Source organism: Enterobacter cloacae complex sp. ESBL7, assembly GCF_041679625.1.
Lineage (GTDB): Bacteria > Pseudomonadota > Gammaproteobacteria > Enterobacterales > Enterobacteriaceae > Enterobacter > Enterobacter asburiae_B.
In genome coordinates this window covers 268,350-280,093 of record NZ_JBGORN010000002.1, presented here as the reverse complement: position 1 = coordinate 280,093, position 11,744 = coordinate 268,350, and the positions used below count along the sequence as shown (strand labels likewise).

Genomic DNA, 11,744 nt, shown 5'->3' with positions numbered 1-11,744 from the left:
AATCAGGCTACTTCGGTAGCCTGATTTGCATCTTCCCTCCCCTCCCCGCACAATGAACGCCTGTCGCAATGAAGACAAAAGGTAACCTATGAGTCAGAGTCATTTCTTCGCCCACCTCTCCCGCCTGAAACTCATCAACCGCTGGCCGCTGATGCGTAATGTCCGCACGGAAAATGTCTCAGAGCACAGTCTGCAGGTTGCGATGGTCGCTCACGCGCTGGCCGCCATTAAAAACCGCAAATTCAACGGTCAGGTCAATCCAGAGCGCATCGCCCTGCTGGCGATGTACCACGATGCGTCAGAAGTGCTGACCGGCGACCTGCCCACGCCGGTGAAATATTTCAACTCGCAAATTGCGCAGGAATATAAGGCCATCGAGAAAATTGCCCAGCAGAAGCTGATTGACATGGTGCCGGATGAGTTGCGCGACATTTTTGAGCCGCTCATCGATGAGCATCAGTACACGGAAGATGAAAAGTCGCTGGTCAAGCAGGCCGACGCGCTCTGCGCCTATCTGAAGTGTCTGGAAGAGCTGTCTGCGGGGAATAACGAATTTTTACTGGCGAAAACGCGTCTGGAAAAAACGCTGGAATCTCGCCGCAGCGAAGAGATGGACTATTTTATGCAGGTGTTTGTGCCGAGCTTCCATCTGTCGCTGGATGAGATTAGCCAGGATTCACCTTTGTAATCTGTTGCCCAGCAGCGCTGCGTTTGCGGGGCCTGCGGGTTACAGGCCGGGTAAGGCGCAGCCGCCACCCGGCAAAATTATCAGAACGGGAACAGGACCGGTATCAACACCACGCACACTACCATTACCAGCACGGTGAACGGCACGCCCAGCTTCACGAAATCACTGAACTTATAATTCCCGGGCCCCAGCACCAGCGTATTCACCGGTGAAGAGACTGGCGTCATAAATGCCGCGGAGGCCGCCATTGCGACCATCATCGCAAAGGGATACGGTGACACGCCCATGGATTTGGCCATCGCCAGCGCAATCGGCGCCATCAGTACCGCCGTCGCGGTATTGGAGATAAACAGACCGATGGTGGCGCACATAATGAACAGACAGACCAGCATCATGTACGGCCCATACCCGCCGCCAACGTCCATTAAGCCTTTAACAATCAGATCCACCCCGCCGGTTTTTTGCAGCGCCAGGGCGAAGGGCATCATCCCGACGATCAGGATAATGCTCGGCCAGTGAATGGCTTTATAGGCGCTTTCGGCGTCAATGCAGCGGAATTTGCCCATCAACAGGCAGGCGATGATTGCCGCGACCGGATTGGGAATTTCATCGGTCAGCATCAGCGCCACCATCAGCACCAGACAAAAAATCGCGTGGGGCGCCTGGCTGTGCGCAGGCGACGCGTCGCTCTCCTCGACAGGCATGTTGAGCACCACAAAATCGCGCCCTTTTTGCCCAAGCTGGCTAATCAGCTTCCAGTTACCGACAACGAGGAAGATATCGCCCAGCAGGATCGGCTCATCCACCACCGCCCCTTCCATCGCTACGCCATCGCGCTTCAGCCCCACGACATTCAGGCCATAGCGGGTTCGGAACCCCATTTCCCGCACGGTTTTGCCCAGCAGTTCCGATTCCGGGATCAGCGATACTTCGGCCATGCCGACATCCAGCGCCTGATCCGAAAAATACTCCCCGCGCAGCACCATCGGTTCCAGCAGCTGTTCGCTGCAAAACTCGCGCAGATCCACGTCCGCGGTGGACATATCAATCAGCAGGACATCCCGCGCGCGGAATTCCGACACCCCGTTGACGTTGACAATCACCCGGCGAAAACGACGCCAGCGCTCAACGCCGATCACGTTCGCGCCATAGCGCTCACGCAGCTTCAGGTCGTCAAGACGCTGTCCCACCATCGGCGAGCCGGGGCGAATAGCCAGACGGCGCGCGCGCCCGGTAAGGCGGTACTCCTTAATCAGATCGCGGAAGGTGCGTCGCTTCCACCCTTCTTTATTTTTGTCCTGTTTTTCACCTTTCAGGGCAAACCGGGTCAGCAGCATGTAGACCACGCCCATCACCAGAATGACCAGCCCAAGCGGGGTGACGCTGAAAAAACTGAAGCCCTGGAATCCTTCCCGGATAAGCTCGCTGTTGACGACCAGGTTCGGCGGCGTTGCCACCAGCGTCATCATGCCGCTGATCAAACCGGCAAAACTCAGGGGCATCATCAGGCGCGACGGCGAGATCTGCATCCGCATGGAGACGCTCAGCACCACCGGGATAAAGATGGCGACCACGCCCGTTGAGCTCATAAACGCCCCCAGCCCGGCGACGGTCACCATCAGGTAGATCAGCATTTTGGTTTCGCTGCTGCCCGCCACCTTCACCAGCCACGACCCCATGATGGTCGCCACGCCGGTACGCACCAGCCCATCACCAATAATAAACAGGGCGGCAATCAGGATAACGTTGGGATCGCTAAACCCGGAAAACGCTTCCGGTAGCGTGAGCGTTCCACTCAGCACAAACGCGACGATGACAAACAAGGCGACGGCGTCCATGCGTACCTTGCCCGTTGCAAAAAGAAGGATGGCGATTAAAAGCAGGCTCAGGACCCAAATCAGTTCACCGTTCACAACATGTCCTTGTCAGTGGGAGATGAGAAATTGTGCCATAAAAAAGCCCCAGCAATGTGGGGCTATATCATGTGATTACATTTTTAGCGAGACGGTTACAACCCCGTCAGAGGCTTTCGAAACAGCCAGCGCCGTCAGGGAATCCAGCACAAAGTCTGCCTCCTCCAGCCGGGAGGATCCCGCCGGAACGTTAACGGCGATAACGTGGCTTCCGGCGTTCAGCCCGGCCAGTACGCCAGCGGCCGCGTCTTCCACCACCACGCACTCTTCAGGGGCGAGGCCCAGCAGTTCAGCGCCCAGTAAAAACGCGTCGGGCTCCGGTTTACCGCGCTTTACGCGCTCCGCCGTGATAAACACTTCTGGCGTCGGCAGACCTGCCGCCTTGTGACGGGCGTGGGCGACGGGAATGGAGCCTGAGGTAACGATAGCCCATGGGATCTGCGCCTCGTTCAGATGCTCAAGCAGCTCGCGCGCGCCCGGTAAGGCTGTGATGCCGTCCGTATCCGTGGCTTCAATATGTTCCAGGTATTTGAACTCCGCCTGAATTTCGTCCTCAGAGCGTCCGGCCAGGAAGTGCCGTAGCGAGGTGATGGCCTGTTTGCCATGGATAAAATTCAGCACGTCCTGATGGTCGATGCCATGTCTGTCAGCCCAATGGCACCAGGAACGCTCCACAACCGGCAGCGAATCCACCAGCGTACCGTCCAGATCAAACAGAAAACCTCTACACTGCACACGCACCTCCGTCAGGCATTAATGATTTGTTGAATTTCGTTGCTGCTTAAATGGTACTGACGCGGGCAGGCGTGCCACGCGCTCAGCATACGCTGATATTTTTCCCACATTGGGGTCTGCGCGTTGAAGCCGTGGGTGCCCGCGTCAAAGTGGGTATAGCGCCCTTCTGTATTCACCATAAAGCGAACATAGCTCAGATAACGCGCTTCCGTTGCGGCATCAAAGCCTAAGAAGGTCACGCGGCGCTCGTCGATGGACTGCTGATCTTTGAGATTCGTCCAGGACACGTGCAGGGCGTGATACATCTCCATAATGTCGATCACGATGCGACAGGTTTCTTCTTTCAGCTCGCCAAACTCGCGGTCCAGTTCACGCATTTGCAAACCAAAACCGCGTTCGACGATGGTTTGCAGGCGGCTGTAGCGCGCAGCGTTATCGGGATCAAGCATAGTCATCATCTTGTACTGGTTGGACAAAATCAGACGTTGAGCATGGGTCATTTCCATCTTTCGACTCCTGTAGCGCATTGCACTTTAAAAAAAAGACACGGTAACTGATTGTTACTGTGCCTTCTTTTCGTCGTCGTTTCGATGATCAATCACAAATCATCGAGAAATGTTTTATCCAGTTGCTTAAAAGCGCGCTTTAACGTGTCCGCCAGCGCCTGGTAGTCCGGCTTGCCTTCGACCGGGGCGAGCGCCTGTCCGGCCTCCTCCAGTTTTCCGCGCACTTCATAAAACCAGTGTAAAATAGAAGGGGGAAGCGGAGTGATGGACCGTTTACCTAACCACCACAGGCCCTGCATCGGCAGGCTTAAGGCGAAGAGCGCCGTCGCGACTGCAGGACCAAGCTGCCCGCCCAACGCAATCTGCCAGCACAGCGTAAAGACAGCGACAGGCGGCATAAAGCGAATCGCATAGCGCGTAGCGCGGATGGTGCGATTCTCAATGAACATTGGCGCAAGGCGCTTTTCCATCGGCCACGTCTTTGCGTAATGCTGTCCCCGACGAAACAGACTAAAGAAATTTACGGACGGGTTCTCTGGTGTCGACATGGCTGTACCTCAACTTCACATATAAAAATTAAAATTTTCGTGCAAAACCACAACAAGCTATGACAACGTTCAAAATATTTTGTCATCTCTACCCCGTATCGGGTATCCTGTGCCAGCCTGATAGGGCCCTAGACGAGAATCATTAACTCGTCAAATTATTGCACATTATGCCATTGGCTGAAAATTGTGCAAAATGGCATAAAATCATAGTTATTTCTTCCATCATGCCACAATGTTCGTTTGGCATGATGTTAATCATAAATGTCTGAGTCCTCATGCGTTACGCTGTTAGACTCACTGACGTTTTTTTAGCCACGTATCAATAATAGGTACTTCCATGTCGAGTAAGTTAGTACTGGTTCTGAACTGCGGTAGCTCCTCACTGAAATTCGCCATCATCGATGCGCTCAACGGTGACGAATACCTCTCTGGTTTGGCCGAATGTTTCCATCTGCCTGAAGCACGTATCAAGTGGAAGATGGACGGCAGCAAACAAGAAGCGGCTTTAGGTGCAGGCGCCGCTCACAGTGAAGCGCTGAACTTTATCGTTAACACTATTCTGGCACAAAAACCAGAACTGTCTGCTCAGCTGACTGCGATTGGTCACCGTATCGTCCACGGCGGCGAAAAATACACCAGCTCCGTCGTGATCGACGAATCTGTGATCCAGGGCATCAAGGACTCTGCGTCCTTCGCACCGCTGCACAACCCGGCTCACCTGATCGGTATCGCTGAAGCGCTGAAATCCTTCCCGAATCTGAAAGACAAAAACGTGGCCGTATTCGACACCGCGTTCCATCAGACCATGCCGGAAGAGTCTTACCTCTATGCCCTGCCATACAGCCTGTACAAAGAACACGGCGTACGTCGCTACGGCGCGCACGGCACCAGCCACTTCTATGTAACTCAGGAAGCCGCAAAAGTTCTGAACAAGCCGGTTGAAGAACTGAACATCATCACCTGCCACCTGGGCAACGGTGGTTCTGTTTCTGCTATCCGCAACGGTAAATGTGTTGATACTTCCATGGGTCTGACCCCGCTGGAAGGTCTGGTGATGGGTACCCGTTCCGGTGACATCGACCCGGCGATCATCTTCCACCTGCACGACACCCTGGGCATGAGCGTTGACCAGATCAACAAAATGCTGACCAAAGAGTCTGGCCTGCTGGGTCTGACCGAAGTCACCAGCGACTGCCGTTACGTTGAAGACAACTACGCAGAGAAAGAAGACGCTAAACGTGCAATGGACGTTTACTGCCACCGTCTGGCGAAGTACATCGGCTCTTACACTGCGCTGATGGACGGTCGTCTGGACGCGGTTATCTTCACCGGTGGTATCGGTGAGAACGCGGCAATGGTTCGTGAACTGTCCCTGGGCAAACTGGGCGTTCTGGGCTTCGACGTTGATCACGAGCGTAACCTGGCTGCCCGCTTCGGCAAGTCTGGCTTCATCAACAAAGAAGGCACCCGCCCTGCTCTCGTTATCCCAACTAACGAAGAACTGGTCATTGCGCAAGACGCGCACCGCCTGACTGCCTGATTCCACACCGCCAGCAATGCTGGCGGTGCTGTTTTGTAACCCGCCCAATTGCGGCGGTAACGAAAGAGGATAAACCGTGTCCCGTACTATTATGCTGATCCCTACCGGAACCAGCGTCGGCCTGACCAGCGTCAGCCTTGGCGTTATCCGTGCTATGGAACGCAAAGGCGTTCGTCTGAGCGTCTTTAAGCCAATCGCCCAGCCACGTGCTGGTGGCGATGCGCCAGACCAGACCACCACTATCGTTCGCAAGAACTCCAATCTGCCAGCGGCTGAACCGCTGAAGATGAGCCACGTTGAATCTCTGCTGTCCAGCAACCAGAAAGACGTGCTGATGGAAGAGATCATCGCCAACTACCATGCTAACGCGCAAGACGCGGAAGTGGTGCTGGTTGAAGGTCTGGTCCCGACGCGCAAACACCAGTTTGCCCAGTCTCTGAACTTTGAAATCGCGAAAACCCTGAACGCAGAGATCGTTTTCGTGATGTCTCAGGGCACCGACACCCCAGAGCAGCTGAACGAGCGTATCGAACTGACGCGCAGCAGCTTCGGCGGCGCGAAAAACACCAACATCACCGGCGTGATCGTGAACAAGCTGAACGCACCGGTGGATGAGCAGGGCCGTACTCGCCCTGACCTGTCCGAGATCTTCGACGACTCTTCCAAAGCGAAAGTCATCAAAGTTGACCCGGCTAAGCTGCAGGAATCCAGCCCTCTGCCAGTACTGGGCGCGGTGCCATGGAGCTTCGATCTGATTGCCACCCGTGCAATCGATATGGCGCGTCACCTGAACGCCACCATCGTTAACGAAGGCGACATCAACACCCGCCGCGTGAAGTCCGTGACCTTCTGTGCGCGCAGCATTCCGCACATGCTGGAACACTTCCGCGCAGGTTCCCTGCTGGTAACCTCCGCAGACCGTCCTGACGTTCTGGTTGCAGCCTGCCTGGCCGCAATGAACGGCGTGGAAATCGGTGCGATCCTGCTGACCGGTGCCTACGAGATGGACCCACGCGTCAGCAAGCTGTGCGAACGCGCGTTCGCTACCGGCCTGCCGGTCTTCATGGTGAACACCAACACCTGGCAGACCTCCCTGAGCCTGCAGAGCTTCAACCTGGAAGTGCCGGTTGATGACCACGAGCGTATCGAGAAAGTTCAGGAATACGTTGCGGGCTACATCAACGCAGACTGGATCGAATCCCTGACTGCGACCTCCGAGCGCAGCCGCCGCCTGTCTCCTCCAGCATTCCGTTACCAGCTGACCGAGCTGGCGCGTAAAGCGGGCAAACGCGTTGTTCTGCCAGAAGGCGACGAACCACGTACCGTTAAAGCGGCTGCTATCTGTGCAGAGCGCGGCATCGCGACCTGTGTGCTGCTGGGTAACCCGGATGAGATCACCCGCGTTGCGGCGTCTCAGGGCGTTGAGCTGGGCGCTGGCATCGAAATCGTTGACCCGGAAGTGGTTCGCGAGAGCTACGTTGCTCGTCTGGTTGAGCTGCGTAAGAGCAAGGGCATGACCGAAGCCGTTGCGCGCGAACAGCTGGAAGACAACGTGGTGCTGGGCACGCTGATGCTTGAGCAGGACGAAGTTGACGGTTTGGTTTCCGGTGCGGTTCACACCACGGCGAACACCATCCGTCCACCGCTGCAGCTGATCAAAACCGCGCCAGGCAGCTCTCTGGTTTCTTCCGTGTTCTTCATGCTGCTGCCTGAACAGGTTTACGTTTATGGTGACTGCGCGATCAACCCGGATCCAACCGCAGAGCAGCTGGCAGAAATCGCTATCCAGTCTGCAGACTCCGCGATTGCCTTCGGTATCGAACCGCGCGTAGCGATGCTCTCCTACTCCACCGGTACCTCTGGTGCTGGTAGCGACGTAGAGAAAGTACGTGAAGCGACCCGTCTGGCGCAGGAAAAACGTCCTGACCTGATGATCGACGGCCCGCTGCAGTACGACGCCGCCGTTATGGCCGACGTTGCGAAATCCAAAGCGCCGAACTCGCCGGTTGCAGGTCGCGCTACCGTGTTCATCTTCCCGGATCTGAACACCGGTAACACCACCTACAAAGCGGTACAGCGTTCTGCAGACCTGATCTCCATCGGGCCAATGCTGCAGGGCATGCGCAAACCTGTGAACGACCTGTCTCGTGGCGCGCTGGTTGACGATATCGTCTACACCATCGCGCTGACCGCGATCCAGTCTTCACAGCAGCAGTAATGTTAAAAAGCCCAGTGGCGCTAGCGCTTACCGGGCAACAAAAAGGCGACCACTTAACGGGTCGCCTTTTTTATTTACAGCAGCTCTCGCGCCGCCGATACAATGTCATGTGCCGTCAGGCCATACTCCTTCTGCAGGAAATCCTGCGTCCCCACCTGGCCGTAACGCTCCTTGACGCCCACCCGCCGCATCGGTACCGGGCAGGTTTCCACCAACACCTCCGCCACCGCCGATCCCAGGCCGTTGTGAATACTGTGGTTTTCACAGGTGACGATGCGACCGGTTTTCTCGGCATAGTTTTTCACCAGCATCCGGTCGATAGGCTTCAGGGTAAACATGTCGATGACCGCCGCGCTGACCCCCTCCTGCTCAAGCTGGCTCGCCGCTTCCAGCGCTTCCGCCACCATGATGCCGTTGGCAATCAGGGTTATATCGGTTCCTTCGCGCAGCACGTTGCCTTTGCCAATGGTGAAGGTTGAGCCAGGCGCATACACGCTCGGCGCCTGCTTACGGATGGTGCGTACCCAGTAGAAGCCTTCGAGGTCGATAAGCTGGCGCAGCACGTCCTCAAACATCACCGCGTCGGTCACCTCCAGCACCACCGAATGCGCCAGACCGCGTACGATGCCCATATCCTCAAACGACATATGCGTCCCGCCGTTGTGACAGGCCGTCACGCCCGCATCCGAGGCAATCACCTTCACGTTGTTGCGCTGATAGTCCAGGGACATAAACAGCTGGTCGAAGCAGCGACGGCTGGCAAACGCGGTGAAGGTATGAACGAACGGTTTACGCCCGGTAAGCGACAGCCCCGCCGCCGTGCCGATGACGTTGGCCTCCATAATGCCGCAGTTAATCACGTGCTGCGGATAATCGCGCGCCACGCCGTCCATCGCCATCGAGCTCATCAGATCCGCTTCCAGGGCGATAATCTCGCTTCCTGCTTCAATCTGCTTTGCTACGAAGCCCGCGTAGACCTTACGCATCTCAACGGCGTCTTTCTCTCCTGCCGGTGCAACTTTAATCATGTGAAGCCTCCAGTTGGCGAATCGTCTCGTTGAGGGCCGCTTTGCTCTCCGCGGTCAACCGCAGGTGGTGCGAGTTGCTGAGCTGTTCCAGGTACGGCACCCCCTGCCCTTTGATGCTGTCGAGGATGACGACTATCGGACGCGCGTCGGCAGCCGGGACCCGCGACGTCACCGCCAGCAGTCCCGGGATGTCGTCACCCTTCACCGTCGCCACGTCAAAGCCAAAGGCTCGGAATTTCCCCTCCAGGTCGAACGCGCTGATAATTTCGTCCAGCTCGCCGTCGAGCTGCTGTTTGTTCCAGTCCACGAATACCGTCAGGTTGTTCAGACGATGGTGGGCAATAAACTGGAAGGCTTCCCAGCACTGCCCCTCGTTCAGCTCGCCGTCACCGACGATGCAGAAGACGCGATTCGGTCGCCCCGCCAGCCTGTGCGAGAGCGCCATACCGCCGGCAATCGAGATCCCCTGCCCCAGCGAACCGGTGGTGGCGTCCACGCCGCGCGTTTTCAGACGGTCCGGGTGGCTTGGCAGGCGCGTGCCGTTCTGGTTCAGGGTGCTCAGCTCTTCCACCGGGAAGTAGCCCTTGATCGCCAGCGTGCTGTAGAGCGCCGGGCCCGCATGGCCTTTCGACAGGACAAAATAGTCTCGCTCCGGCCAGTCCGGATCCGCCGGGTCGATTTTCATCACCGCGCCGTACAGCACGGCCAGGGTTTCGACCACCGACATACTGCCGCCATAGTGCCCAAAGCCCAGCTGCGTCAGGGATTTCAGCGTCTCAAGACGGATCTGACGCGCGAGTTCGGTTATCTCTTTCTCATTCATGATTTGGCTCCGGTGTTTTCCTGCGCGTTACCGCCCGCAGGTTTGTTTTTCGCGAAGACGTTGTACGCCACCAGCAGCGCGAACAACGCCACAACCAGTCCGGTGATGGCAAGCGGCGACAGGAAGCGCGCCAGGTTGCCGAGCACAATCCCGACCGCGCCGAAGTCGGCGTCCGAGAAGGTGGTGTTGGCAAAGCCAATTGCGCCCAGCACCGGCAGCAGCAGGACCGGCAGGAAGGTGATCAGCAGGCCGTTAGCAAAGGCGCCAATCATTGCCCCGCGGCGTCCGCCGGTGGCGTTACCGAACACGCCCGCCGTTGCGCCGGTGAAGAAGTGCGGCACCACGCCCGGGAGGATCAGCACCCAGCTAAACTGACCGCAGATGAACAACCCTACAATCCCGCCGAGGAAGCTGAACAGGAAGCCAATCAGCACCGCGTTTGGCGCATACGGATACACCACCGGGCAGTCCAGCGCAGGACGCGCGTTCGGCACCAGTTTTTCCGAGAAGCCGGTAAAGGCCGGAACGATTTCCGCCAGAATCAGGCGCACGCCCTGCAGGATGATGAACACGCCCGCCGCAAAGGTGATCGCCATGATGATGGCGTAGACCAGGTAGTTCTGACCGCCGCTGAAGGTGGCCTCCACGTACTCACGCCCGGCGCTCACCGCCAGGATGAGGTAGATAATCATCATGGTCAGGGAGATCGAGATCGAGCTGTCGCGCAGGAAGCTCAGGTTCTTCGGCAGGTTCATCTCTTCGGTTGAGCGGGAGCCTTTGCCAGCCTTGCTGCCAATCCAGCCGGACAGCACGTAGCCCAGCGTGCCGAAGTGCCCGAAGGCAATCTCATCGTTGCCGGTAATGCGCTTCATGTAGCGCTGGGCAATCGCCGGGAAGAAGGCCATGATCAGGCCGAGGATCAGCGAGCCGGTAAAGACCAGCCCCACGCCCTCAAAGCCCGCTACCGTCAGGATCACGCCAATCATGCACGCCATATAAAACGTGTGGTGCCCGGTCAGGAAGATGTACTTCAGGCGGGTAAAGCGCGCGACGATAATATTCGCCACCATGCCGAAGGCCATAATAAGCGCGGTCGCTGCACCGTATTTTTCCAGCGCAATTGACACAATCGCTTCATTGTTTGGAATAATGCCCTGAATCGTAAAGGCGTGCTCAAACATACCGCCCAAAGGATTTAATGACCCCACCAGCACCGTGGCGCCGCCACCCAGCACAATAAAGCCGAGAATGGTTTTAATCGTCCCTTTCACCACGTCGGAAAACGCTTTTTTCTGCGCAACCAGACCAATTAGCGCAATTAAACCGACCAGCACCGAAGGGACTTTTAAAATATCAACAACGAAATTCAGCGTTTCAAGGATAAACATATCCACCTCGCCTTATCAGGGTTATTGTCTTTCGAACCAGGCGCGCAGCTGCGCTTCAAGTTCGTTGATGTCGATGATGTTGTTAATCACCACCAGCTGGTTTTCCGGCACGCTGGCGCTGGCCGCAATGTCTTTTGCCATCACGAACAGATCGGCCGCGCCCGGCGTGGCCGAGGAGAGATCGGAATGTTCAACCTCAGCCTCAATCTCCAGTTTTTTAAGTACCTTTTTAATATTCATTTCGACCATAAAACTGCTGCCCAGGCCGGAGCCGCAAATAGCCATGATTTTCATTGTTGTCCCCTTATTTTGAGTAGAGCACGCCCCATCACGCTGTCGCGTAATGTTGTGAATAAT

Annotated in this window: 11 protein-coding genes; 3 read left to right on the top strand and 8 right to left on the bottom strand. The window is 56.7% G+C overall.

Annotated features, from left to right (window positions below; genetic code table 11):
- The first annotated feature begins 88 nt into the window (after positions 1–88).
- Positions 89–688, top strand: a complete 600-nt coding sequence (yfbR, locus tag ACERY3_RS11475) for a 5'-deoxynucleotidase (protein ID WP_023312539.1) — start codon at positions 89–91, stop codon at positions 686–688.
- 80 nt (positions 689–768) lie between these two features.
- On the opposite strand, the gene ACERY3_RS11470 is transcribed toward yfbR, so the two are convergent.
- From ACERY3_RS11470 to yfbV, 4 genes are all read right to left on the bottom strand, one after another.
- Complete coding sequence (locus ACERY3_RS11470) at positions 769–2,601, bottom strand: SLC13 family permease (protein WP_033146079.1); 1,833 nt, start codon at positions 2,599–2,601, stop codon at positions 769–771.
- A 75-nt stretch (positions 2,602–2,676) separates the two neighbouring features.
- A complete protein-coding gene (locus ACERY3_RS11465) occupies positions 2,677–3,336 on the bottom strand; it encodes a sugar phosphatase (protein ID WP_033146080.1) in 660 nt (219 codons plus the stop codon).
- Positions 3,337–3,347: 11 nt separating this feature from the next.
- Complete coding sequence (locus ACERY3_RS11460) at positions 3,348–3,842, bottom strand: YfbU family protein (RefSeq protein ID WP_023312542.1); 495 nt, start codon at positions 3,840–3,842, stop codon at positions 3,348–3,350.
- Positions 3,843–3,934: 92 nt separating this feature from the next.
- Positions 3,935–4,390: a terminus macrodomain insulation protein YfbV gene (gene yfbV, locus ACERY3_RS11455; RefSeq protein ID WP_023312543.1), complete on the bottom strand. Its 456-nt coding sequence runs from the start codon at positions 4,388–4,390 to the stop codon at positions 3,935–3,937.
- Between the two features lie 337 nt (positions 4,391–4,727).
- Between yfbV and ackA the strand changes: the two genes are divergently transcribed.
- Together ackA and pta are read left to right on the top strand one after the other, a co-directional pair.
- Complete coding sequence (gene ackA, locus ACERY3_RS11450; protein WP_033146081.1) at positions 4,728–5,930, top strand: acetate kinase; 1,203 nt, start codon at positions 4,728–4,730, stop codon at positions 5,928–5,930.
- 76 nt (positions 5,931–6,006) lie between these two features.
- Positions 6,007–8,148 (top strand): phosphate acetyltransferase, encoded by a 2,142-nt coding sequence (gene pta, locus ACERY3_RS11445; protein WP_023312545.1) that lies wholly within the window; start codon positions 6,007–6,009, stop codon positions 8,146–8,148.
- 74 nt (positions 8,149–8,222) lie between these two features.
- Here the strand turns inward: pta and ACERY3_RS11440 are convergent, their stop codons facing one another.
- Genes ACERY3_RS11440 through ACERY3_RS11425 form a run of 4 tightly spaced genes read right to left on the bottom strand, consistent with a single transcriptional unit; the run spans position 8,223 to position 11,681 of the window.
- Entirely contained in the window at positions 8,223–9,176 is a 954-nt protein-coding gene (locus ACERY3_RS11440; RefSeq protein ID WP_047060614.1) for a transketolase family protein, read from the bottom strand.
- Positions 9,169–9,999, bottom strand: a complete 831-nt coding sequence (locus ACERY3_RS11435; protein WP_033146083.1) for a transketolase — start codon at positions 9,997–9,999, stop codon at positions 9,169–9,171. Before ACERY3_RS11435 ends, ACERY3_RS11440 begins: the two co-directional genes overlap by 8 nt.
- On the bottom strand, positions 9,996–11,387 hold the full coding sequence (locus ACERY3_RS11430; RefSeq protein WP_373225684.1) for a PTS ascorbate transporter subunit IIC: 1,392 nt from the start codon (positions 11,385–11,387) through the stop codon (positions 9,996–9,998). The genes ACERY3_RS11435 and ACERY3_RS11430 overlap by 4 nt, the downstream gene beginning before the upstream one ends.
- Before the next feature lie 21 nt (positions 11,388–11,408).
- On the bottom strand, positions 11,409–11,681 hold the full coding sequence (locus tag ACERY3_RS11425; protein WP_373225682.1) for a PTS sugar transporter subunit IIB: 273 nt from the start codon (positions 11,679–11,681) through the stop codon (positions 11,409–11,411).
- Positions 11,682–11,744 lie beyond the last annotated feature (63 nt).